21 protein-coding genes are annotated in these 21,772 nt (G+C 65.7%); 12 read left to right on the top strand and 9 right to left on the bottom strand.

The genetic code is table 11. The annotated features are described in order from the left end of the window. Positions 1 to 269: 269 nt before the first annotated feature. Entirely contained in the window at positions 270 to 710 is a 441-nt protein-coding gene (locus AB0D53_RS19780) for a peptidase inhibitor family I36 protein (RefSeq protein WP_362448056.1), read from the bottom strand. Between the two features lie 299 nt (positions 711 to 1,009). Here AB0D53_RS19780 and AB0D53_RS19775 point away from each other — a divergent pair, with 299 nt between their 5' ends. Then, the gene (locus AB0D53_RS19775) at positions 1,010 to 2,017 is read left to right on the top strand and encodes a hypothetical protein (RefSeq protein WP_362448053.1); all 1,008 of its coding nucleotides are present in this window, start codon (positions 1,010 to 1,012) and stop codon (positions 2,015 to 2,017) included. Here AB0D53_RS19775 and AB0D53_RS19770 read toward each other — a convergent pair. Continuing rightward, positions 2,000 to 2,239, bottom strand: a complete 240-nt coding sequence (locus tag AB0D53_RS19770) for a hypothetical protein (protein ID WP_362448050.1) — start codon at positions 2,237 to 2,239, stop codon at positions 2,000 to 2,002. The genes AB0D53_RS19775 and AB0D53_RS19770 overlap by 18 nt on opposite strands. Positions 2,240 to 2,313: 74 nt before the next feature. Next, the gene (locus AB0D53_RS19765) at positions 2,314 to 2,544 is read right to left on the bottom strand and encodes a hypothetical protein (protein WP_362448047.1); all 231 of its coding nucleotides are present in this window, start codon (positions 2,542 to 2,544) and stop codon (positions 2,314 to 2,316) included. A 336-nt stretch (positions 2,545 to 2,880) separates the two neighbouring features. Here AB0D53_RS19765 and AB0D53_RS19760 point away from each other — a divergent pair, with 336 nt between their 5' ends. Beyond that, positions 2,881 to 3,633: a DUF6879 family protein gene (locus tag AB0D53_RS19760; protein ID WP_362448044.1), complete on the top strand. Its 753-nt coding sequence runs from the start codon at positions 2,881 to 2,883 to the stop codon at positions 3,631 to 3,633. 16 nt (positions 3,634 to 3,649) lie between these two features. Further along, entirely contained in the window at positions 3,650 to 4,501 is an 852-nt protein-coding gene (locus tag AB0D53_RS19755) for a helix-turn-helix transcriptional regulator (RefSeq protein ID WP_362448041.1), read from the top strand. Positions 4,502 to 4,600: 99 nt separating this feature from the next. On the opposite strand, the gene AB0D53_RS19750 is transcribed toward AB0D53_RS19755, so the two are convergent. Together AB0D53_RS19750 and AB0D53_RS19745 are read right to left on the bottom strand one after the other, a co-directional pair. Continuing rightward, entirely contained in the window at positions 4,601 to 4,813 is a 213-nt protein-coding gene (locus tag AB0D53_RS19750; RefSeq protein ID WP_362448038.1) for a DUF397 domain-containing protein, read from the bottom strand. Continuing rightward, on the bottom strand, positions 4,813 to 5,658 hold the full coding sequence (locus AB0D53_RS19745; protein ID WP_362448035.1) for a helix-turn-helix transcriptional regulator: 846 nt from the start codon (positions 5,656 to 5,658) through the stop codon (positions 4,813 to 4,815). The genes AB0D53_RS19750 and AB0D53_RS19745 overlap by 1 nt, the downstream gene beginning before the upstream one ends. A gap of 214 nt (positions 5,659 to 5,872) precedes the next feature. On the opposite strand from AB0D53_RS19745, the gene AB0D53_RS19740 reads away from it, so the two are divergent. After that, positions 5,873 to 6,502, top strand: coding sequence for an ATP-binding protein (locus AB0D53_RS19740; protein ID WP_362448032.1), 630 nt, complete (start codon positions 5,873 to 5,875; stop codon positions 6,500 to 6,502). 21 nt (positions 6,503 to 6,523) lie between these two features. Here AB0D53_RS19740 and AB0D53_RS19735 read toward each other — a convergent pair whose 3' ends face one another. Next, a complete protein-coding gene (locus AB0D53_RS19735) occupies positions 6,524 to 7,324 on the bottom strand; it encodes a hypothetical protein (protein WP_362448029.1) in 801 nt (266 codons plus the stop codon). A 223-nt stretch (positions 7,325 to 7,547) separates the two neighbouring features. On the opposite strand from AB0D53_RS19735, the gene AB0D53_RS19730 reads away from it, so the two are divergent. The 5 genes from AB0D53_RS19730 (at position 7,548) to dcm (ending at position 14,099) form a co-directional block, all read left to right on the top strand. Continuing rightward, on the top strand, positions 7,548 to 8,231 hold the full coding sequence (locus AB0D53_RS19730; RefSeq protein ID WP_362448026.1) for a hypothetical protein: 684 nt from the start codon (positions 7,548 to 7,550) through the stop codon (positions 8,229 to 8,231). Positions 8,232 to 8,322: 91 nt separating this feature from the next. Continuing rightward, a complete protein-coding gene (locus AB0D53_RS19725) occupies positions 8,323 to 9,741 on the top strand; it encodes a transcriptional regulator (protein ID WP_362448251.1) in 1,419 nt (472 codons plus the stop codon). Beyond that, positions 9,738 to 11,570, top strand: coding sequence for a DEAD/DEAH box helicase (locus tag AB0D53_RS19720; protein WP_362448023.1), 1,833 nt, complete (start codon positions 9,738 to 9,740; stop codon positions 11,568 to 11,570). The genes AB0D53_RS19725 and AB0D53_RS19720 overlap by 4 nt, the downstream gene beginning before the upstream one ends. Beyond that, entirely contained in the window at positions 11,545 to 12,321 is a 777-nt protein-coding gene (locus AB0D53_RS19715; RefSeq protein ID WP_362448020.1) for a DUF3883 domain-containing protein, read from the top strand. The genes AB0D53_RS19720 and AB0D53_RS19715 overlap by 26 nt, the downstream gene beginning before the upstream one ends. 476 nt (positions 12,322 to 12,797) lie before the next feature. Further along, positions 12,798 to 14,099 carry a DNA (cytosine-5-)-methyltransferase gene (gene dcm, locus AB0D53_RS19710; protein WP_362448017.1) on the top strand — a complete coding sequence of 434 codons (1,302 nt, stop codon included), beginning with the start codon at positions 12,798 to 12,800 and terminating at the stop codon, positions 14,097 to 14,099. On the opposite strand, the gene AB0D53_RS19705 is transcribed toward dcm, so the two are convergent. Together AB0D53_RS19705 and AB0D53_RS19700 are read right to left on the bottom strand one after the other, a co-directional pair. Next, a complete protein-coding gene (locus tag AB0D53_RS19705) occupies positions 14,034 to 14,486 on the bottom strand; it encodes a very short patch repair endonuclease (protein ID WP_362448014.1) in 453 nt (150 codons plus the stop codon). The genes dcm and AB0D53_RS19705 overlap by 66 nt on opposite strands. A gap of 562 nt (positions 14,487 to 15,048) precedes the next feature. Next, positions 15,049 to 15,543 (bottom strand): GNAT family N-acetyltransferase, encoded by a 495-nt coding sequence (locus AB0D53_RS19700; protein ID WP_362448011.1) that lies wholly within the window; start codon positions 15,541 to 15,543, stop codon positions 15,049 to 15,051. A gap of 263 nt (positions 15,544 to 15,806) precedes the next feature. On the opposite strand from AB0D53_RS19700, the gene AB0D53_RS19695 reads away from it, so the two are divergent. Together AB0D53_RS19695 and AB0D53_RS19690 are read left to right on the top strand one after the other, a co-directional pair. Further along, complete coding sequence (locus AB0D53_RS19695; protein WP_362448248.1) at positions 15,807 to 19,385, top strand: hypothetical protein; 3,579 nt, start codon at positions 15,807 to 15,809, stop codon at positions 19,383 to 19,385. Positions 19,386 to 19,396: 11 nt separating this feature from the next. Continuing rightward, positions 19,397 to 19,774: a hypothetical protein gene (locus tag AB0D53_RS19690; RefSeq protein WP_362448008.1), complete on the top strand. Its 378-nt coding sequence runs from the start codon at positions 19,397 to 19,399 to the stop codon at positions 19,772 to 19,774. Between the two features lie 86 nt (positions 19,775 to 19,860). On the opposite strand, the gene AB0D53_RS19685 is transcribed toward AB0D53_RS19690, so the two are convergent. Continuing rightward, positions 19,861 to 20,862: an SEC-C domain-containing protein gene (locus AB0D53_RS19685; RefSeq protein WP_362448005.1), complete on the bottom strand. Its 1,002-nt coding sequence runs from the start codon at positions 20,860 to 20,862 to the stop codon at positions 19,861 to 19,863. An 86-nt stretch (positions 20,863 to 20,948) separates the two neighbouring features. On the opposite strand from AB0D53_RS19685, the gene AB0D53_RS19680 reads away from it, so the two are divergent. Beyond that, positions 20,949 to 21,746: a class E sortase gene (locus AB0D53_RS19680; RefSeq protein ID WP_362448002.1), complete on the top strand. Its 798-nt coding sequence runs from the start codon at positions 20,949 to 20,951 to the stop codon at positions 21,744 to 21,746. The last annotated feature ends 26 nt before the right edge of the window (positions 21,747 to 21,772 follow it).

Below are 21,772 nucleotides of genomic sequence, written 5' to 3'. Positions count from 1 at the left end.
AAAAGGTGCTGTTTCATCGCGCGGCACTGCCACGCCCGGCGGCGGCGGAGCGGTGGCGACGGGCCGCATGTGGCGCAAAGAGGCTCACACGTACGGGGAATCGTGGGCGTGGCTCGCTTGACTCGGACCCACGCGGTGATCTATGCACCCAGGCCGCCCGCGGGACTCCCGGCAGGGGTCGGGGACCGGAAGGGGAGCGACAGCTGTCACTTCGGTCCCCGACCCTGCTCAGTCATTCAGAACGCGGATCCGGCCGGTCGCGGCCGGTGCTACGCCCAGGCGATGAAGTCGACCGTGTCGTTCGTCGCCCGGGGCTCCTGGAGGGACTCGTGCGGGAACAGCGGGCGGAACTGCTCCTTGTCCCTGTCGATCAGAATGGTGACGTGGCTGGTGTTGTTCACCCAGGAGGAGACTTCGTTGGCCGCGGTGGGCCCGTTGGCGCCACCGCTCATGGGCAGCGCGCGCAGGTCGACGTCGTAGCCGGCGCCGACGCCGTAGGCCGGACCCCGGTTGTTGTAGTCGCGGTACAGGCACAGGGTGGCCGGCGGGCAGGGCTCGCCGTCCTGGAGCTTGATCACACCGGGCGGCAGGTGGCTGGCGTCGGCGGCGTCGGCCGTGCCGGTGCCGGGGAGCAGCGCGATGGCCGCAGCCGCGGCTGCCGTGGCGGCCACGCGGGCCAGTCTGCCGGGGCGCTGGAACCTGGTCGTCATCACTTCGTCTCTCCAAAGGGCTGACCGAGAACCGTGGATTCCACGGTGGGGAGGGGGGTCTCCACCCCGAGGAAAAGTTACGTTCCGTGTGTGCTATGTGACTGCACGTACTCGTGATGGTGCGTCAGCCACCCTCGATCGGACCATAGTTTTTCCGGCGGGCGGATCAAGCGAAGAGGATGCGGTACGGTGACGACGTCATCACGCTCTGTGTGTTCACGCGCACATGGGCGGCCCCCGGCGGTGCGCCAACACCATTCCGAGGGCCTACACCACCAGTGGAGAGAGACCCACCGGAAATGTTGCGTCATGCTATCGCGCCCTCTGCGCGCTATACGAAGGCATCGAACGATGTCATCCGCCACTCGCGCCTGAACAGCGACGCGAAGATCCTGCTCCTCTACGTCCAGAGCCTCCCTGACAGCACCACCTTCAAGCCCCTGGGCGAACTGGCCCAGAAGCTGGGCATCAAGGGCCGCGCGTACCAGAAGGCGAAGCGGCTGCTGGTCGAGAACGGCTACGTACACGAGTGGCGCAACCAGGCTCACGGCGGTCGCTGGATCACCGAGCAACTCATCGCGAACACCGCCCTGTCGAGCGAGCAGGCGGCCCACGTGCGAGGAACCCCACCGGCCCCCGCGCCCGCCGCCGTGCCACCGAGCAGGCACTTACCGACGGTCGGCGTACCGACTGCCCGGACGGCCGGTGGCTATGAACCGGTAGAAGACCACAGTGATAAAACCACTCCCCACCCACCCTCCGAACCTTCCGGCGCCCGCGAACCTTCCGGCGCCTCCGAACCGGATCGCCCGCCCTCGACAGCGGACCCCGCCCTGCTGGCTCGCGCCGAACGCGTCCTGCTCTCCCTGCGCCACTCCCGCCGCGAACTGCACCTGGGCGTACGCGAGGCCGCCGGGCTGGCCGTCGAAGCGGTCAAGTGGCTGGAGCGCGGCCAGAGCGAGTCCGACCTCCGCCAGGCCCTGCTCGCCGAACGCCCGAGAGAGGGCGTGCGCTCGGCCGTCGGCTTCCTCCGCTACCGCCTGGCCCAGAAACTCCCCGAACCCCGGACGACCCCCGAGTCCTACGACCCCACACGCCCCCGCGAACTGATCGAGTGCCAGGGCCCGGGCGACGCACACACCTTCCGCCCCCTGCTGGACGAGACGGAATGCACCCCGTGCCGCCTGATCGCAGCGAACGCCATGTACTCCGCGCCCCCCACCCCGGAGCCCGGCCACCTGCCGTGGCGAGAACGCTTCGCAAGGATCAACACCACACCGGCGACGCCGCTACCGGGCGAGGCCTGACGGCTGCCGCGCCTTCTCCAGGTAGTACGTGTTGCGGCTGTCGGGGTCACCGAAGAAGAAGTACAGGACCAGCCCCTTCCCGCGGCGCTCCAGCTCCAGGGTCCAGGCGTACGAACCAGGAGCGGACGCCCTGGACTCACTGCTGCCACCCGTCTCGCCCGCCGCCGCGTCCGCCGGCTTGCGCCACGTCGACGACGTGCGCCGGGTGACACGCAGGGCCACGTGCTGACCGTCGCTCCAGCCCATGGGTCGGTCGGTGGCCCTGCCCTCATGTGGATCAGGAACCACGAGTCGGCTCAGCTGCGCACAACCACGGCGAATGACGTGCGGATGCGACGAAAGCTCTTGTGCCCGCTGAGCCCGGTGTGGCCCATGCATTCCACATCGACGCTCGCGGAGTCCGTCGAAGGCGCCGCGACCCAGCTGCACCAAAGGCATTCGGCTTCGAACGTGGTGTCCGTGTCGGGGTGCTCGGTGATGCGATGCAGCACGTAGCGGTAGGCGGCACGCACCCGGAAGGCCGTCACGGATGCTCATCCTGGTGCCGTCGCAGTTCAACGTCGCAGTCGGTGACCGTTGACCAGTCACGCGATCCGGCAGCCTTCTTGCGTTCTCGTACGAGCGCTCCGCATACATCGCACCCAGCGTTGGGTCCGGGTGCTGCTGGAGGGTCCACCACGTGCACCGGCGCGGCCATTGTCGTCCTGGGTTCACTCACGAAGGAGACGCTAGACAGGCCCAGTTGGCGGAGCGAATCGATATTCTCGAATATTCTCGCGTCGGCCCCAGTCATGCATCGACATTCCCGGAGGGCAGCGGAGACCCTTCAACCGGGAGAGTTTCCGAACGAGAGGCCGGTCGGCATGGCACGCAGACTGTGGTTCAACGGCACGGGCAGCGGTGGCACGGGCTGTTCTTCGCTCCACGAGGATCTCGACAGCCGCGAAGTCATTGTTCATGGACCACCACTCAGCGATCCCGAGGACGTGGCCCAGCTGCAGCACCTGTCGGACGGTGAAGTAGCTGTCGTCGTGCCGAGGGAACTCCTGGTCGACTATGCGCCGAGAGACGCCACCCGGGCAGCGAGAATCATTGGCCTGGACGAGTTCGAGAACCTGTTCAGGACGTTCAAGCACACGGCATGGAGGCTGGAGACCCGGCGGCGCTACGCAAGCGACGAAGTCGCCGACACATACCGGCAGTTCGCTGAGACCGGTAGTGCCGACTGGGACTTCGAGGACCCGTACTGCGCCATGATCCGAGCCCAGACGGCGCAGGGCAAGCGGGTCGAGCGAGTCCGCATCGTCGACGCCCCGCCGACCCCCGGCCAGCTCTACCTCCTCGACAACGCCAAGCGAAACACCGTCATCGGCGAGGACATCAGGAATCTGCGGAGGAATGAAGCGGCACGGCTCGGCCTGCCGGAGGAGGACTTCTGGATCTTCGACTCGCGACTTGTGGCGCGGCTGAACTTCGACCCCGCCGATCAACTCGTGGACGTCGAACTCATCACCGAGCCGGCAGAAGTGGTGCGCTGCTCCCTGGCCCGTGACGCGGCATGGCATCACGCAGTCCCGCATGAGATGTTCGCGGCTGACATCGATCGGCTCGACTGAAAGCTGCGCTGAACCGGTGAGTACGGACTACCAACAGGCACGGGCAGCCCTGGGCACCAGGCTCCGGGAGCTCCGCATCACGTGCCCAGGCGGGCGGCTCACCGGTGCAGAACTGGCCGTGCGCCTGGGGTGGACCCAGTCCAAGATCAGCAAACTGGAGAACGGCCGCCAAACCGCGTCCTCCGAAGACCTACGGCTGTGGGCCGTGGCCACCGGCCACCCAGAGGTGCACGAGGAACTCGAAGCGCGACTGCGTGGATTCGAGTCACACGTTCGCTCATGGCGACGGCAGCTCGCCTCCGGCCACCGCCCGGTGCAGGACACCTGGAACGAACTGGTCGCCGGTGCCACCACCATCCACGAGTGGGAACCGGCCATGGTGTCGGGCATGCTTCAGACAGCCGACTACGCGCGCCACGTCTTCCTCAGGTACGCGGAGCTGCAGAACTCGGTCCGAGACACAGAAGAAGCCGTCCGCTCGCGAATGCAGCGGCAGGAGTGGCTGTACCGTCCGGGCAAACGACTCCACGTCCTCATCTGGGAACCCGCACTCCGCAGCTTGATCTGCCCTCCCCACGTACTCGCCGCCCAGCTGGACCGCCTGGCCGGCGTCATCGGCATGGACACCGTCCACCTCGGAATCGTCCCCCTCCACGCACCGGTGAAGGTCCCTCCGGCCAACGGCTTCTGGTGCTTCGACGGCCGCCTCGTGGTCACCGAGGACTGGCACGCGGAGCTGTGGCTGGACGACTCCGACACCATCACCACGTACCAGCGGGCGTGGCAGACCCTGAGTGAATCCGCTGTGTTCGGAGCGGAGGCCCAACACGTGATCGCCCAGGCACGTCGGAGCATCGACGGTCGCTGACGTGGGGCGCAGTGACCGGCCGGACGTCGGCTCACGAGCTACGGAGCGGAACGACGTACCTCACCCAGGTGCGGTGGAATACGGATGCGCAGGGCTCTGTCACGCATTGAACTGCTGGTGCCGTATGCCGGCAAGGAATCCCATCCACGACGCATTGCCGAACACAAGCACCGGACCGCCAGCGGCCTTCGAATCGCGGACCGCGGTGGACTGGGGGAGGCGGGCAGCCTCAACACACTCAGTCGTATTCGCTCCGCTGTGGGACGACTTGAACCAGTGGAGAGACTCGGGGGAGTGGGGTACCGGAAGCATTACATCTCCTTGCGGACGCGCTCGATCAAGGCCGACGACGCGGCCATGTCCAACGCTTGTGCACGCAGGTAGTCGAACGCAAGTCTGTATCGGTCGAGTTCCTCGTCCTTCTCCATGAACAGTGGGCCGACATGCAGGTCGACATACACAACGTCCAGGCTTGCTTCGGCCCCGCCGAGAATCACGAAACTGCCCAGGGCCGCGCCGTGAGCACCCTTGGAGAAGGGCAGTACCTGCAGGGTGATGTGCTGCGAGTTGTTGGCTTCGAGCAGGTGGCCCAGCTGATCGCGCATACTCTCGGCGGATCCGACTACGCGCCGGATCACGGACTCGTCGAGGATCGCCCACAGGTGGGGAGGCTTCGGACGGCTCAGGATCTCCTGGCGCTTCATGCGGATATCCACCAGACGCTGGATCTCCTCGGGTGCCAGCCGCATCTCGCTGGCGCCTTGAATCGCTGTGCTGTAGTTCCGCGTCTGCAGCAGCCCGGGTACGTAGGTGCTGGAGAAGTGATCCTCGCGAACAGCCTCGTCTTCGAGCGTCAGCAGGAGATTCATGTCAGCGGGGATGGAATCCGTGTACGGCCCCCACCAGCCCTGCTGTTTCGCGTCCTTCGCCAGGGCGACCACAGCATTCCGCTCTGCGTCGCTTGCGTTGTACTGCCGACAGAGCGCGTCGGCGATGGGCCACTTGACCGGTCCTTCCTGGGTCTCGTAGCGGCTGACCGTGGCCTTTGAGATGCCGACGAGCCGACCGGCCTCCTCCAGCGTCATGCCCTTCCGCGCGCGCAACTTGCGCATCATCGCGCCGAGCTGCCGGCGACGTGTCGTGGTCCTGACGGACATGAATGATGACCTTCCGTTCCGCATGTACTGAGGCTCGTCGGCACCAATCAGGCTATGTCTGCTCCTAGTTGCAGCCATCCGGATTCACCCGATCGATTCTCGTGAGAAGTTTCATGAAGAGACTTCTTGCTGCCATACTCGCAAGCCTGACCACTCAGCGCAGTCGGTTCGATACGGCGGGTGCAGGGCTGATGTGGCGCCGGAAGGAGAGTCCATGTCCGGATACGACAGCAGCTCGCAACTCCGCAGCGTTCTGCCGTTCGAGGCTGAGCCGACGCAGGTCCGTGGGCTGCGGAGAGCCGTCAGAAAGCAGCTCACGGAGTGGAGCTTGTCGGCCTTGACCGAAGAAGCCGAGCTTGTGGTGAGCGAGCTGGCCGCCAACGTGATCAAGCATGTGGGCAGGGGCGTCGCCGCGACCTTGGTGATGGAGACGGCAGGGGAACGACTGCGGATCGAACTCCATGACAAGAGTTACCAAGTGCCGGTGCTCGAACCGGTGACCGGTGACGATGAGGGTGGCAGGGGCCTGCACCTGCTGGCCGGCATGGCCCTGGACTGGGGAACGCTGCTGACAGCGACGGGTAAGTCTGTCTGGTGCGAGCTGACTGCCGGCGTGGAGACAGGCTCCCGCCGGGTGCGTCGCGCTGAGGCGGCACTGATGGAATACCGACGCGATGCTGGTGCGCCACCCTTGCTGCGGGGCCGCTCTGTCCAGATTCTTGAGGAATCTGCCACCGATCTCATCGCCGACCTCCTGCACTGGGCCACGGCCCGGGGCAGCGACCCGGACGGGCTGCTGGATCGCGCGCAGATGCACTTCGAGGCAGAAGCGAAGGCCTGCTGACTGTGGTGGTTGTGTAGGTAATCACGCGGATTCCCGCATGGCCGCAGTCAGCAGGAACCCGACATCGTCATGCCGGCCGGCGCTGCTGAACGCGGCCGTGATGTTCAAGACGGCTTGCCTGTCCGCGCGTTCGGCGGCATTGATCAGTATGGTCTCGGCTGCTTCCGTCAAGCCAGCAGACCGACACGAGGCGACAGCTCTGACGATCTCGTCGGCCGCGTACGACGTGCCTGCCTGCCAAAGCAGGAGATCCGCGTCGCGACTCTGGCCGTCAGCGAGGTAGCGGGCCACAAGTCCGGTCTCGCTCCAGGTGAGCTCGGCGGCTTCTGCAGGGTGCCGGTCCCCCTCAGGCAGGGGGACCGGCACCCTCATCCGTTCCTGCAGCATTGAAAGACTGCGCCGACGGGACCTGTGGCTAAGGCGTGGTACTCGCCTGGTCGGTGGTTTCTGAACAGCTCGGGAAGCCGGCTGCTCCTCATTCGCCGGTGCGTCAGCGGTCGGGTACCCGATGCTGCAGCAGTCGCAGTGCCGCTTCTGAGCGTGGACACGGAGATCCAGCAAGGCCCCTAGCGTGTGCGGCAGTGGCGCTGCGGTGTCCTTCTCGATGACCCCGTAGAAGTCCCGAAGAAGGGACTCCTCAGGGATTCTGCCCCCGTTGAGATGGTTGGACAGCGTTGTGGGCGCTTGGCGGGCATCCTTGGCGATCTCCGCCTGGGTTCTCGGACTGCACTCCCGGACCTCGCGCATCGCCGCCACCAGGACGCGGTGGGCTGCGCTGATGTCACTCGACAGCTCTTTCCACTTCTTCGGCTTGGGCGTCACGCGCGGCTTCCGTTCATCCGGTGGTTCGGTGATGAACAACCAATTGTGGAGGACACGGCCAGATTTCAGGCTGCTTGAATGTTTTCCATCTCCCCTCGAAACCCCGTACAGGCTGGCGTGATGGGGCGTCATGCGAGAAGACTTGTCACGTCTACAAGGGGTGCCAGCGGTCTTCGCGTGGCTCTCGTTCGGGCTGCCATATGCCTACATAAGGGGAATGCGAATGACTCTGCCGTCGTGGCAGGACGGAAAGTTCGGCACCATGAAGCGCGCCGCGCTGTGGCTCGTTACGGTCGTCGGGGAGGACAACGTTTTCACCAAGGAGGACGTCAAGAACGCCTTCCCTGGGATCAGCCAGGCGGATCGCCGGGTACGTGACCTGCGCGACTACGGGTGGAAGATCGACACGCACCGGGAAGACGCGCTGCTGGGCCAGCATGAGCAGCGGTTCGTTGCCCAGGGGCAGCCCGTCTGGGAGCCGGGCAAGGCCACCAAGGCCAGCTCGTCCATCACGGAGACTCAGCGGCGGAAGGTCCTCGCCGCGGACGGCAACCGTTGCCGGTCGTGTGGGATCACTCCCGGGCAGGTCTACGCCGGCTCGTTCGAGTCAGCTCAGATTGATATCGCCCGGCGGAAGGTGAAGCAGCCGGACGGCAGCAGCGCGGTTCAGTTCGTGGCGGAGTGCAATCGCTGTCGGGTGGGTGGCCGCGGACTGGAAGCAGACTTGGGCGCCGTGATCGAAGGAATCTCAAGGCTCGGCGGGTTGCAGCGTCAGATGCTGGCGGACTGGGTCGTCGCGGACGAGCGGGAGTTCGGGGCTGTGGAGCGGCTCTGGGCCGACTTCCGTACGCTGCCGGCGGAGTCCAGGGACAAGGTCCGTGAGGCTCTTGGACTGCCCCCCGCCTGAGCGGCTTCCCCATGACCGTGGTGGGGTCGTCCACAACGGCGGCCCCACCGATCTGCACCTTCCGCCAGCCAGAGGAGAACTTACTGTGAGCATGAACGTCGGAGAGATTGGCCTGCCTCCGCACGCGGCCAGAAACAAGGATGTCGTAGAGCAGCGCCTCAAAGACGTAGCCGCCGGCTCGGGACTTCAGGAAACCCTGACGATCGAGTGGCGTACGAAGCCTGAAGTTGTGCAGGTCATCGACATGCCTGTGGAGTCGCTCTACTACAACCCGGGCACCCACCGTATCCGGGCTCAGCGCAGTTTCGAACCTCAGCGGGATCGCAGGCTCGATGACGACCCGTGGAGCGACGAGAGCCAGGACTACCTCCAGTACCTGCTTCAGGCGGAGCCTTCCGATCCTTCGAAGAGGGACAAGGATTTCGACGAGCTGAAGCAGAGCCTCAAGGACTTCCGGCAGAACGAGCCAGGGCTCATTACCCGCGAGGGAATCCTGGTCAACGGCAACACCCGTGCTGCAGCGCTGCGGGAACTTGGTGTCCCGGACATCCGGGTGGCCGTGCTTCCCGACTCATGCACCTGGGCGGACATCAACAAGGTTGAGCTTTCGCTCCAGCTGCGGCACGACACTCGTCGGCCGTACTCGTACATCAACAGACTGCTGACCATCGATGAGCAGGTCGAGGCCGGCCGGCCTCTGAAGGAGGTCGCGCGGGACTTCCGGATCAGGGAGTCGACGGCGGAGCAGGACTTGTGGGTTCTTGCCTGTCTGCGGGATCTGAGGGACAGGTCTACGACCGAAGAGGCACAGCTTCGGCTGCTGGACTTTGAGGATGCTCAGGAGAAGCTCCGAGAGGTGCATCGTGCCTACGGAAAAGAATCCAAGGCTGATCCGAAGAGGGCGGAGCTGCTCAAAGAGAACCGCCTGGCTGCGATTGTGATGGACTTCTCCAAGACTGACGTCCGTCTCATCGAAGCTGACTTCCGTGCACGGTACTTGGAGCACCGGCTCCCGGATGAGCTGAAATCTGCGCCCGCAGCAGAGACCGCACGAGTCATCCCCGGACTCGGCCGGGCGGTGAAGGCTGAGGTTCCACAGGTGGTCTCAGCCCGCGCGTTTACCGACTCGGTCCTGCGGGCGAAGGCCGTGATCCGTGCAGGGGACAAGGTCTCCCTGGCCCAGGCCGAGAAGGCTGCTTCGGTCTTTGGCGAGGCGCACAAGGCGGTTGAGGATGCTCTTGAGCCGGCAGGCAAGGACGCTCGCGTACGCAAGCGGAAGCAGGCGGCACCCGACCGGCTCAACGATGCCTGCCAGGACATCGAGCAGTGCATCACGGACATGGTGCTGGCGAGCGCGTCCCGGAGTCTGGATGAGGAGGCTCTCGACGAGGCCGTTCTCAAGCTGAAAGCCACCCTGAGGAAACTGGCCCTGGCTACCACGCAGAGCATTGAAGTGCCTGGTGAGGGCGTTGAGTGGCTGCGCGAAGCAGTGCGACAGGAGCAGCAGTGACTGAGACCGCCGATGAATCGTCCCTGCAGATTGGCTTCGACGTATCGCGGACCAAGGCCATTCTGCGTACCACTGAGCTGTGCCGCAGTGACCTGAACCGGCTGGCAGCCCGCTTTCCTGGCGGCGGTCTGCGCGGCCGGCTCACTCTGGAACTGTCTCTGGACGACTTCCTGGTGGGTGTTGACGCTCTAGCTGACTGGCCGCACCCAGAGTCAGTTGTCTGGACGGATGAGCTCGGTGGGCTGGTTGGCGAGGTACTTGACGATGCTGACCGGGCAGAACAGAGGCTCCAGGCCCCCGGCCAGGCCCTGGTATCGGATGACGGTGCCGTGGAATCGATGCTGGGCTCCGCCTGGCATGGAGACCTGACGGAATTCCAGCAGCGTGACATCGCACGGCTCCTTTCGCTGCAGCACGGTGCCAACTTCAGCGTTCCCGGAGCGGGCAAGACCCGTGTGGGACTGGCTGTGTACGCGGCCATGCGGGAGCGCACCGAGGTGCGCCGCCTGCTGGTCGTGAGTCCCAAGTCCGCTTATGAAGCATGGCTTTCTGAGAGCGAGCTGTGCTTTAAGCAGCCTCCGCTTACCGCGATCATGGGGAAGAGCCCTGACCCTAGAGCCGAGATTCTGATTGTTAACTACGAGCGCCTCGACAAGTCGCTCGCAGCACTGGCTTCTTGGCTGCGCGGCGCACCATCAATGATCATTCTTGACGAAGCGCATCGCATGAAGCTGGGGGCGCAGGGGACGTATGGCAGTGCGTGCATGGCACTTGGACCACTCAGCCGTCGGCGGCTCATTCTGACTGGGACACCGGCTCCGAACGGGGCGCGGGATCTGGAGAACTTGCTGTCATTCGTCTGGCCAGGCCATGGGCGGAGGGTGGTGACGCAGGCCGTCGCGGGAGGCGATCTCGCGCACGCCAGCTCGGTGCTTCGGCCGCTCTTCACGCGGACGACGAAGAATGAGCTGGGCCTGCCTCCGTTCGAGACCCGCATCAGACGCCTGAAAATGCCAGAACTTCACCGAGAGGTGTATGACGCGCTGGTTGGGCGCTTTACGACGAGGGCTGAGGCATCCCGGGCCGACTTCGACGCCCTCGGCAAGGCGATGCTGCGCTTGCTCATGGCAGCCACCAGCCCTGCGCTGCTTGTAGAGGGCGAGAGTCGCTATGAACCGTTGACCTACCAGGTGCCGCCGCTGGAAGTTCCTCAGGACGAGTCGCTGTACTCGTTGATGCAGAACCTGCCGCGGCATGAGCTCTCCCCGAAATACAAGGAAGCACTGAACATCGTCGCGACCAATGCCGCGATGGGACGGAAGACCCTGGTCTGGACAACATTCGTGCGCAGCATCACGACGATGGAGCGTCTTTTCTCCGGGTACGGGCCGGCTGTCGTGCATGGTGGGACGCCTGACCGGGAGGCGCAGATCAGGCGTTTTCGTGAGGATCCCGACTGCCACGTTCTTCTCTCCAACCCGGCCACTCTCGGCGAAGGCATCAGCCTGCACCACGTCTGCCATGACGCCGTGTATGTCGACCGCGACTTCATGGCTGGACGATTCCTCCAGAGCCTGGACCGGATTCACCGGCTCGGCCTGGCTCCGGATACCGAGACGCGGGTCACTGTGCTCGCGGTTGAAGGAACCATCGATGAGGTGGTGGCTATGAGGCTCGAAGAGAAGCTCGAATTCATGGGGCGGATCTTGGACGATCCCTCCGTTCAGCAGCTGGCCGATCTTGAGGACGAACCGTCTGGAGCTGCGGGCATGGACATGGCCGATGTCCGGGCGTTGCTGAGGCATGTCGATGCCGTCGCTGCCCAGTGAGGCAACGCGCCGAGCGGCGCTTCGCTGGTTAACCGAGCTGCGCGGAGCTGGAGTGCCTCGGCTTCGCATGCTCTTCGCCAATCATCCCGCGTACGCAGACCTCACGCCGGCGCAATATGCCGAGGGCCTCGCCTGGCTGAGGCAGGCAGGGATGGTTACGGCGATGGGACGCCCTGTCGTGGAGGTTGATGGCAATGAGCTGAGGGATGCGGGGGCAGCGTCCGAAGTTCCCCGGGCTCAGTGGAGCCGTGCCGCCGAGGAAGCCAGGAGGGCTGTCGGCACAACTGGTGAAAAGGAGCTCCTGCGACTGCTCAGGAGGAGCGGCGTGCCGCAGGTCAGGCACGTGGCTGCGGAATCGGATGCTTACGGGTACGACATAGCTGCGGGATATTCCACGGGGCGCGCGCATCTGGAGGTCAAGTCAACGACCGACCCCACCCGCCTTGTGGTTCACCTGACACGGCATGAGTACGAAGTCATGGCTACGGACGCAGAGTGGCATATGGTCGCCGTTCTTGTCAGTAGGGACGGGGAAGCGGTGAATGTGGCCACGGTGAGCCGTGCATGGCTCCACTCGGCTGTCCCGATGGACCAGGACGAGGCCGGGCGCTGGGAGTCAGTTCGGCTTGAGGTCCCTGCTCATGCCATAGCCCCGGGGTTTGCTACGAAGGCGTGGCGGCTCGCAGAGAGCTGGCCGGCGGCTAGCCGGCCAGTCTGGGCCTTTCAGCCCTCAGCTCCACTGTCCGCTTGAGCGTGCGCGTCTGCGACTGTGGGCTGCAGAAGGCAGAAGCACACCCTCCAGCCGCAGGCGCAGGCCGCGACCTTGCCCCGTTGATCGTTCAGCCGGGCGGAAGCTCCTGAAGCGCTGCTTCTTCCAGGGTGGCCTGCGCCTCATGAAGGAGAGAGGAGTTCCGGGCGCACGGGGACGGGCCGCGCGCCAGGTGACCAAGCCGCTGTGGCTGAAGTCACGGGCAGGAATCTGACGCCCGTGACCATGGGCGCTTGGGGGCGCTGTGCGTGCGTAGGTCGGCGGAGTGGGCCTGGAACATGCACCAATAACTTTCAGCCTGGTTGCGGGCTGGGCATGGCGGTGCTGACCTCGTCTGGTGGGAGGCACTGGAACGATGAGATCCAAGGCCGTAGATGCGACACTTGCATGTCTGTATCAGCCATGCCAGGAGGAGTCCCATGGGGTCCCGGTCCCGTCAGCCACACCAGGATCAGCTGGTGAGCCCGAATGATCACACGCTGACCTCGATCGAGATCTGCGCAGGCGCTGGCGGACAGGCCATCGGGCTTCACCAGGCCGGTTTCAAGCATCTCGCTCTCGTTGAGATCGATCAGCACGCCGTGGCCACGCTTAGGGAGAATATTAAGCAGCTGAAAAAATGGAGCTGGGAGCGAGATTACTGTGACGTCATTTCTGGAGACGTCAATGAATTTCTGCCGCTGCCTATCGAGGGGAAACCTGGATCTGGTCTGAAGAAGCCGGTTGCTTTTTTGGGTGGCCCGCTTGGTGAACGTGACCTCGACCTTCTTGCTGGCGGAGTTCCCTGTCCGCCCTTCTCACATGCAGGAAAGCAGTTGGGGAAGGATGATGAGCGCGACCTCTTCCCGAGAATGCTTGAGCTCGTTGACGAGTTGCGCCCGAAGGCGGTGATGATCGAAAACGTTCGCGGGATTAAGGACGCGAAATTCGAAGACTATCGAACCTATATTGAAGCGCGTCTCCAGGGCGGGCGGGCCAAGCGGCCTGAGACGGGTATTGAAGAGGATTTTGAAGGTTTTGGCTACGAAGTGTGCGAGTGGGAGGTGCTTGAAGCCAGCGATTTCGGTGTCCCCCAGCTGCGGCCGAGAGCTGTTCTTGTGGCCATTCGCAGAGATGTGCTCGGCGATCTGAAATTTGTATGGCCTACTGCGACAGGTGAGCCGAAGAGTGTCTTCGACGCTCTGGAAGAGTCTATGGAGAGCCGCTACCAGCCTTATCTGAAAATGGGTGGCGACATTGGAAAGCTGGCGCAGAAGTGCCTCGATGGCTGGAAGGAAAAGGCGTCTAAGGCTGCCGTAGAGAAGAAGGATGGCGGTGTCGCGCCCACTCTGGTCGGCGGATCGAAGAAGCACGGTGGTGCTGACCTCGGGCCGAGCCGGGCGAAGGCAGCGTGGAGTCAGTTGGGGGTCTCTGGCATGGGCGTGGCCAATGACCACGACCTGGGCGTGGTGAAGAAGAGCCAGGGGCGTGACCTATTTGGGCCAGATGGCCCCATGCTGACAGTTGAGCAAGCCTCGATCATCCAGGGGTTTCCGGCCGACTGGAAATTTACTGGCGGTAAAACCGCACAATATCGGCAGGTAGGCAATGCCTTCCCCCCGCCTGTTGCCAAGGTGGTCGGGCAAGCGATCGCGGACGTGCTGCGTGCCGCGCATGAGCGTGACGAACAGGCCAAGAAAGAGTCGCTGGACTCGCTACCCGGGCAGAGCGCGGCGTCGTCTGCAGACCGCGCTGACGATCGACGCGGCGCAAGCGTCTGAATCCTGGTGCTCCCAGAACCGCAAGACCAGCCAGCCCGCTTCAGTCAGACGCTGGTCGGTATCGCGGTCGCGGGCCATGTTTCGGGCGACCTTGTCTGACCAGTAGCCGGGGTTGGTTTTGGGCGGAACGTAGTGCTCGGGACATCCATGCCAATAGCAGCCATCAATGAAGACCGCGACCTTCGCTGGACGGAAAACCAAGTCTGCCGTCCGGCGTAGGTCCGGGAGCGGCCGGGTCGCGACGCGATAACGCAGACCTTTGGCATGAACGAGCCGACGGATTAGTTGTTCTGGCTTTGTGTCGCGGCTACGGATGGCTTGCATGTTCCGCCGCCTCGCGGCCGAAGACGCCCACGACCCTTCTGGTGGTACCCAGTCGTCGCTCATTTTTCCCCAGGTCTATGCGAGGGGTAATTGCTAGGCATTACTTGCCCCTCTTGGGATTTTTGCGCCACTTCATCTCAATTGCGATCCCCGCCAGAGGATTGGGCTGGATTCTACACCTCCGCAGCAGGTGGAGCGATTCAATCTCACTTCTCGGCATGGGTGCTAATAATTGGCGACTCTGCTTCTCCAGAGTTGACCACGCGGAAATGCAGGCAGGGAGCTGACCTGGCTATGGGGCCAGCGGCCGGGATGAAGGCCATAGCCATGACGACCTTGGCCGGATCGATACTGCCGCGCATTACATGATCTGTCGCCTAGATGGGGGTCAGCCACCGGGTAAAGCAGCACCGCTCCACGCCGGGGCCGATGGAACTGGGTCGCGAAGGGGTCGTCGTCGCACAGCGGACGGCTACCGGCGATGCGTTCGGCGGACTGTCGGTGAGACACACCAGAGATGCGGTTGATGACGCCGCGGGCGTTTCGCTTGTATTGCAGAGGTGGGACAGGGGGAGTCCAGTTCGGCAAACGCGCTGCCGATGGTCGGTGGGACCTTCGCTCCGTGTCAGACCCGCGGCGCTGTGCCGCGTACGTAGACGAGCCCCGGCCGCCCGCTCAGCTGGACCTCTTCGCCCGTGGGGACGAAGCCCGTGCGGGTCAGGACCGTGCGGGAGGCCGTGTTGTCGAGGGCGGCTGCCGCGCGGAGGGTGGTCAGGGCGTACTCCGTGGCTGCCAGGGTGCAGAGGTGGAGGACGGTGGCCGTGGCCAGGCCTCGGCGGGCGGCCTTCTCGGCCATGCGGAAGCCCAGGTCGGCGGAGCCGTCCGCGACGTCCACCAGGTTGAAGCGGCCCAGGACCTCGCCCTCGGTGTCGACCAGGACGTGGAAGTGGCAGAGCCCGGTGGCCTGTTCGGTGAGCAGGGCGGTGAGGCGGGCGTCGAAGTCGGTGAAGTAGGCGTCGCCCCGGTCCGGTACGGATGCGGCGAAGAACGCGCGGTTCTCCTGCTCGAATGCGAGGAGGGCGGGCGCGTGGTCGGGGCGGAGGCGCTGGAGCTCGGGCATGACAGAACCTTACGGATGCCGGGCCGCTCAGTGGATTGCTTTTGTCCGTGAGGCTCCAGGGGGAGGCGGTGGCCGTGTGGTTCACGGGAACGGATGCCCGGCCGTCCGACCGTGCAGCGAACGTTGCCCGATCGGGCAACGTCCGCGTGCCATAGGTGCTGATGGGTCCTGCCCCCGAGCTCGGTGCGCCTGTCCTGCGTACCGCGCGGGTGCTGCGCACACCCTGGGACGGCGACAGGGCACAGGTGCGGCCGGGAGGGCGGATGAAGGCGGTTCCGGAGAAGGACCCCGCCTCCGCGTCCGGCCGTGGAGGTACACCCCGCCAGGAGGGCGTGGCAGTCACGCCCGAAGTGTCACGTTCACAAGCACCTCCACCCCGTCGGTCGTCCGGGGCGCGCCCTGTCCCGGACCCGCGCGGTCTTCAGCGTCTGCAGCGTGCGGCGGGGAACGCGGCCGTGTCCCGGCTGGTCGCGCAGCGGTATGCGGCGCCGGTGAAGCCGGCTGCGGCCCAGGCCCCCGGTTTCCGCAAGGTGAAGTCGGATGTGGCGGCGAAGAAGGTCCGGCTGGCCCATCACGCTCCCGCCGTCGCCGAGTCGAAGTCGGCGCAGGATGCGGCGGTCGCGCCGCCGGATGACAAGGAGGCGCAGGGCAAGGCGGCGAACGCGGAGAAGATGAATGCCGCGAAGCCCGGTGAGTTCAACAAGCAGGCGTTCATCGACGCGGTGAACAAGGCCATCGACGCGCAGGCCCCGAAAAACCTCGATGACGCCGACAAGTTCTCCAAGTCCGGCAAAGCGGACAAGATCAAGGGAGAGGTCGACGGGAAGGTCAAGGACGGGAAGGATTCCTCGGCCAAGGACATCGACACGGCGACGAAGGCCCCGCCCGACACGTCCGCGGCCAAGGACAAGCCCGTCACCCCGATGACCCCGGACCAACCGCCGGGCAATCCCGGTGCTCCGTCCGCGGCGGATGCCGTGCCTGCTCAACAGCCGGCCTCCGTGACGGACTTCTCCGAGGGCCCGGCGGCCAACAACCAGGCGATGGCGGACGCGGAGGTCACCGAGGACCAGCTGGCCAAGGGCAACGAGCCCGAGTTCGACCAGGCCCTCTCGGCGAAGAAGACAGCCGAGACCGATTCCGCGAAGGCTCCCGCCAAGGGCAGGGCGGCCGAGGCCCAGCAGCTGAGTACCGCGAAGGCGGGGGCGGCGGCCTCCGGGGCGCAGGCCATGAACGCGCTGACCGCGACCCGGGCTTCGGCGGGCAAGCAGGTCGACGGCGGCAAGGGCGAGACGAAGTCGAAGGACGAGAAGAAGCGCGCCGAGGTCACGGCGAAGCTCCAGAAGGTCTACGACGGCACGAAGAAGGACGTCGAGGAGACCTTGTCCGGGCTGGACAAGAAGGTCGACGACAAGTTCACCTCGGGCGAGAAGGCGGCCCGGGACGCGTTCACCGCCGACCACAAGCGCCGTATGAAGAAGTACAAGGACAAGCGCTACTCGGGGTGGACGGGCAAGGCCCGCTGGGTCAAGGACAAGTTCGCGGGCCTGCCCAAGGAGGCCAACAACCTCTACCAGGAGGCCCGCAAGCTCTACGTCTCCCAGATGCAGGGCGTCATCTCGTCCGTGGCGGACATCATCGGCACCGAGCTAGGCAAGGCGAAGGCCCGTATCGCCAAGGGGCGGGCGGAGCTGAAGGCCGAGGTCGACAAGCTCCCCGCGGACCTGCGTCAGTTCGGCGAGGACGCGGCGAAGGACTTCGCGGGGAAGTTCGACGACCTCGAAGCCACGGTCAACGAGAAGTCCGAGCAGCTGGTCCAGGACCTGGCCACGAAGTACACGGCGGCGCTGAACAAGGTCGACGAGGAGATCAAGAAGCTCCAGGAAGCCAACAAGGGGCTGATCGACAAGGCGAAGGACGCGATCGTCGGCGTCATCAAGACGATCAACGAACTGAAGAACCTCCTGCTCGGGATCCTGGCCAAGGCCGCCTCCGCGATCATGAAGATCATCAAGGACCCCATCGGGTTCCTCGGCAACCTCGTCAAGGCGGTCGGCGCCGGGCTCAACCTCTTCATCACCAACGTCGCCGAGCACCTCAAGACCGGCGTCGTGTCCTGGCTGCTGGGCACCGCGGTCAAGGCCGGCCTCGCACTCCCGCAGAGGTTCGACCTCAAGGGCATCATCCAGCTCATCGGCTCCCTCCTCGGCCTGACCTGGGCCAACATCCGCGCCCGCATCACCCGCAAGGGCATCCCCGACCAGGCCATGACCGCCGTCGAGTCCTCCGTCCCCGTCGCGAAGAAACTCGCCACCGAGGGCCCCGCCGGCGCCGTCAAAGAAATCGAGGCCGAAGCCGGCAACCTCAAGGCCACCATCCTCGAAAAACTCACCAGCTACCTGATCCCCACCGTCATCATCGCGGGGATCACCTGGATCATCTCCCTCCTCAACCCCGCCTCCGCCTTCGTCCGCGCGGTCAAGGGAATCATCGACATCGTCACGTTCATCGTGAACCAGGGCGCCCAGATAGTGGAGTTCGTCAACTCCGTCCTCGACGCCGTCATCGCCATCGCCAACGGCGGCGCAGCAGGCGTCCCGAAGATGGTTGAGGCCGCCCTCGCCGCCAGTGTGCCGCTGCTGATCGGCTTCCTCGCCTCACTCCTCGGCATCGGCTCCCTCGCCAACAAGGTCAAATCCGTCTTCCACGCCGTATCCAAACCCGTCAACCGCGCCATCGACAAGATCGTCAGTTTCATCGTCAGGAAGGGGAAGGCGCTGTGGAGCAAACTCCGGAGCAAGTTCCCCGGGAAGTCGAAGGACAAGGGCAAGAACAAGAACAAGGACAGGGGCAACGAAACGGGCAAGGGGAATGAGGGCGCATCCGGGAGGGCGGCAGATGACAAGAAGCGGCAGGCCATAGCAGCCGCCGACCGCCTCCTGTTGTCGAAACCGCATCTCGATTCCGTTCCTGCTCGCCTCGCGCCCATAGCGGGAAGTCACGGAGTTCCGCTCCGGCTGGTAAAGGAATCCACGAATGCCGACGGCGCTCGTGTCCACGTACAGGCCATCCAGACCGGTACGCACACCCTTCCGCCCGAGCCCGTGTACGACCCCGGCGTGTACTCCGATGTCGAGCTGTGGGAGCACGCGCAGAAGGGGATACGCCTCAAGGGGCAGAAAGGTCCGGAAGGCCGCGCGAACCGCGATGCGGCCAGGGCGGAGCTGGCCCGGCGTATAGGCGGCGCGGCGGACAAGGACCTCGTCGGCCATCTCGCCAAGAAGGATCCGCGCAGGACCAGAGGTGCCTCCGGAGAGGATGCCGCAGGTCACCAAAGCGGCCACATCGCAGGGCGGCATGTGCTGGGCCGGTCAAGGGACTTGAACGCCCTGGCTCCTGCGGTCCTCGGCTCCACCGTCAGTGAGGACTGGGTCGCCTATCGCGCGGCCACCAATATTCCTAAATGTGGCGGAATGGCAGGGGCATTCGCTGGAAATGGTGACGCGAGCACCTGCATCCAGAACGCGGTGTCGGAAGTCATGCAGGACTGGACGGCGTTCAGAGTCGAAATTCTTAAAAAGGGCAAAATTCAGACCATCGTTCCTGTGGTGGGTTCCGGGGTCTGTTTTTTGCGCATGGACAGCCATGCGGCTACCGCGAGCCAGCTTCCCGTGTGGCTGGGAGGTACGACCAACCGCAAACTCCACCCCCAGGACGCCCAGGCGTCCGGATCTCCGCCCCTCGCCGACAGGGGATCTCCGGGCGGCACCGAAGTGCGCATCTTGCTGGACAAGACGGCACCGCAGGGGTGGTTCGTCCACAGTGCCTGGCCGACGATCTGAGCAGGGGACCGATGAGCGACAACAACGAACTGGGCTGGCGCATTCTTCGCGAGATCGAGCAGGACCACGAGTGGCGTGAGCGGAATCCCGCACTCTTCTTTGCGGAGCTCTGCGACGACCTCTGGCGCACGACACCCGACGACGAAGCCCTGGAGGTCTTCAAGATCCGGGTCAGAAATGCCGGTTGGTGGGCTTCCGATGTCGTCGACTGTGTGGAGAGGGTCGTGGCCGACCGGCCCGACTGGGCCGCCCGCACGCTGGAGCACTCCGCCGACCTCTGGTTCGGCAGCCCGGCGGAGGAAACACCGGAGCCCTACCTCGACTGGCTGGCCGAACGAGCGGTTGAACTGCGCAGCGCGCTCGACGAGGTGCGCAGGGGGCCTGCGTGACACCTCCGCGGTTCGTGCCGCGTATCTGGAGCTGACGCGGTGCGGGGCCCGTGGCCCGGCCGGAACGGCCCCCGCACCGCCGTCGCTCACTCCGCCCCGTGGCACTCCCGATAAGCCCGCCCCGATCCGCACCAGCACGCCGCGCTGCGGGCCGGGGGCCAGGGGGTGGCCCGGCCGCGGGCGGCGAGGGTGGTGGCGTACTGGGGGAGGAGGTCCGGGTCGGTCGGGGACGTGGCCTCCGAGGCGGCGAAGGCCTCGTACGACGGGATCGTGCCGGTCACGATGCCGAGGTTCGGGGTGCCGGCCTGGTGGAGGTCGCGGAGGGCGGTTTCCAGGCGGGTCAGGTGCTCGGGGTGGGAGGGGTAGTCGGCGCGCAGGTCCGGGTAGGCCGTGAGGAGTTCGGCGAGTTCGGCGGCCGGCCAGTGCAGCACCGCGACCGGGAACGGCCGGGACAGCGCCGTGCGGTACGTGCCCAGCTCGGCGCGGAGGCGGGTGATCTCGGCCTGGAGCTCGCCCGGGTCCGAGGAGCCCAGGGACCACAGGCGCTTGGGGTCGTGGAGCTCGTCCAGCGGGACGGCGGCGGTGTGGAGGGTGTCGGCCAACTCGTCCCAGACGTCGTGGCCGACGCCCATCAGCCTCCGGACCCGGTGGCGGCCGAACAGCAGCGACTGGGTGGCGTACGGAACCTCCTCGCCCGGCGCCAGGAGCAGCGTCAGCGCGGTCGAGAAGCAGTCGTGGGCGGCTTCGAGCTCGTCGTGGGCTTCGAGGGTCTCGGCCACGATCTCCCAGGGACCGGGGTCGAGCGGTCCCGCGGCACGGATGCCTTCGATGATCGCGCGGGCCTCCGCCTCGTGGCCGTACTCCCACAGATTGGCCGCGTTCAGGGCCTTGACCAGGTGGGGGTGGTCGAGGTCGGGGAAGCCGAGGAGTTCGTCGTAGAGGGTGGTGGCGCGGGCGCGGTCGCCGGCGAGTTCCAGATGGGCCGCGGCCTGGAGGAGCAGCGGCTCACGGTCCTCGGGGTACCGCGCCGCGGCGCGCAGCAGGCGCTCGGCTTCGGTGGTGTGGTCGGCAGGCGTGTCGGGGCGCATGAACCACACCGTACTGCTGTGCGGCTGCGCGGCGGAGGGTGTTCCAGGCCTGGAGAGTTACGGGCCATGGGCCTATCGTGCGGGCCGTGCGGGAGCGGATACCGGTGGTGACGCAGCGGAATGCGCGGGGGCGGAGCGCCGTCGCGCGCGGGCTCTGGACGGGTGCCGAACTGGTGGTGACCCTAGGTGTCGTCCTGTTGTTGCTCGTTGTTCATCAACTGTGGTGGACCAACCGGCAGGCCCGCGCCGGGGCCGAGCACCAGGTGCGGTCCCTTCAGCGGGAGTGGGCGCAGGAGCGCGGGGGAGAGGGGGCGGCGCCCGGGGACGACGATGATCCGGGGGCCGGTTCCCACGAGTCCGGCGAGCCCGGCGAACCCCGCGAGCCCGGTGGCCGGCCGGCCCAGGGCGGCGCCGCCCGCTCCGCGCCCCGCTGGGACCAGGCGTACGCCGTCATCCGCATCCCCCGGATCGGGCTCACCGCCCCCGTGGCCCAGGGCGTCGGCAAGACCGGCGTCCTCGACAAGGGGTACGTCGGGCACTACCCGCGCACCGCGCAGCCCGGCCAAGCCGGGAACTTCGCGCTCGCCGGACACCGCAACACCCACGGCGAGCCCTTCAGATACATCAACCGGCTGCGGCGCGGGGACCGCATCGACATCGAGACCCGGGACGCCGTGTACACGTACACCGTGGACCGTACGCTGGCGCGGACCAGCCCGCGCGACAGCGGTGTCATCGCCGCCGTCCCGCGCAGCAATCTGAAGCCGTACCCCGGCTACGAGCGGGCCGGTTCCTATGTGACGCTCACTACCTGCACGCCCGAATTCACCTCCCGCTACCGGCTTGTCGTATGGGGAAGACTCATGGATGTCCGGTCGCGGTAGCGGCATCGCACTAAGGTTCCCTGACG

The organism is Streptomyces sp. NPDC048295, assembly GCF_040652135.1.
Classification (GTDB): Bacteria; Actinomycetota; Actinomycetes; order Streptomycetales; family Streptomycetaceae; genus Streptomyces.
Note: the sequence above shows the minus strand (reverse complement) of the source record. Positions and strands in the feature narration are given on the sequence as shown.

Excerpts from the sequence above, each read along its gene's own strand:
- AB0D53_RS19700 (WP_362448011.1), bottom strand. The coding sequence starts at position 15,543 with ATGCCCGAGCTCCAGCGCCTCCGCCCCGACCACGCGCCCGCCCTCCTC.
- AB0D53_RS19740 (WP_362448032.1), top strand. The coding sequence starts at position 5,873 with ATGTCCGGATACGACAGCAGCTCGCAACTCCGCAGCGTTCTGCCGTTC.
- AB0D53_RS19695 (WP_362448248.1), top strand. The coding sequence starts at position 15,807 with ATGAAGGCGGTTCCGGAGAAGGACCCCGCCTCCGCGTCCGGCCGTGGA.
- AB0D53_RS19760 (WP_362448044.1), top strand. The coding sequence starts at position 2,881 with ATGGCACGCAGACTGTGGTTCAACGGCACGGGCAGCGGTGGCACGGGC.
- AB0D53_RS19725 (WP_362448251.1), top strand. The coding sequence starts at position 8,323 with ATGAACGTCGGAGAGATTGGCCTGCCTCCGCACGCGGCCAGAAACAAG.
- AB0D53_RS19775 (WP_362448053.1), top strand. The coding sequence starts at position 1,010 with ATGTTGCGTCATGCTATCGCGCCCTCTGCGCGCTATACGAAGGCATCG.
- AB0D53_RS19690 (WP_362448008.1), top strand. The coding sequence starts at position 19,397 with ATGAGCGACAACAACGAACTGGGCTGGCGCATTCTTCGCGAGATCGAG.
- AB0D53_RS19705 (WP_362448014.1), bottom strand. The coding sequence starts at position 14,486 with ATGAGCGACGACTGGGTACCACCAGAAGGGTCGTGGGCGTCTTCGGCC.
- AB0D53_RS19715 (WP_362448020.1), top strand. The coding sequence starts at position 11,545 with ATGTCGATGCCGTCGCTGCCCAGTGAGGCAACGCGCCGAGCGGCGCTT.
- AB0D53_RS19780 (WP_362448056.1), bottom strand. The coding sequence starts at position 710 with ATGACGACCAGGTTCCAGCGCCCCGGCAGACTGGCCCGCGTGGCCGCC.
- AB0D53_RS19685 (WP_362448005.1), bottom strand. The coding sequence starts at position 20,862 with ATGCGCCCCGACACGCCTGCCGACCACACCACCGAAGCCGAGCGCCTG.
- AB0D53_RS19730 (WP_362448026.1), top strand. The coding sequence starts at position 7,548 with ATGACTCTGCCGTCGTGGCAGGACGGAAAGTTCGGCACCATGAAGCGC.
- AB0D53_RS19745 (WP_362448035.1), bottom strand. The coding sequence starts at position 5,658 with ATGTCCGTCAGGACCACGACACGTCGCCGGCAGCTCGGCGCGATGATG.
- AB0D53_RS19750 (WP_362448038.1), bottom strand. The coding sequence starts at position 4,813 with ATGCTTCCGGTACCCCACTCCCCCGAGTCTCTCCACTGGTTCAAGTCG.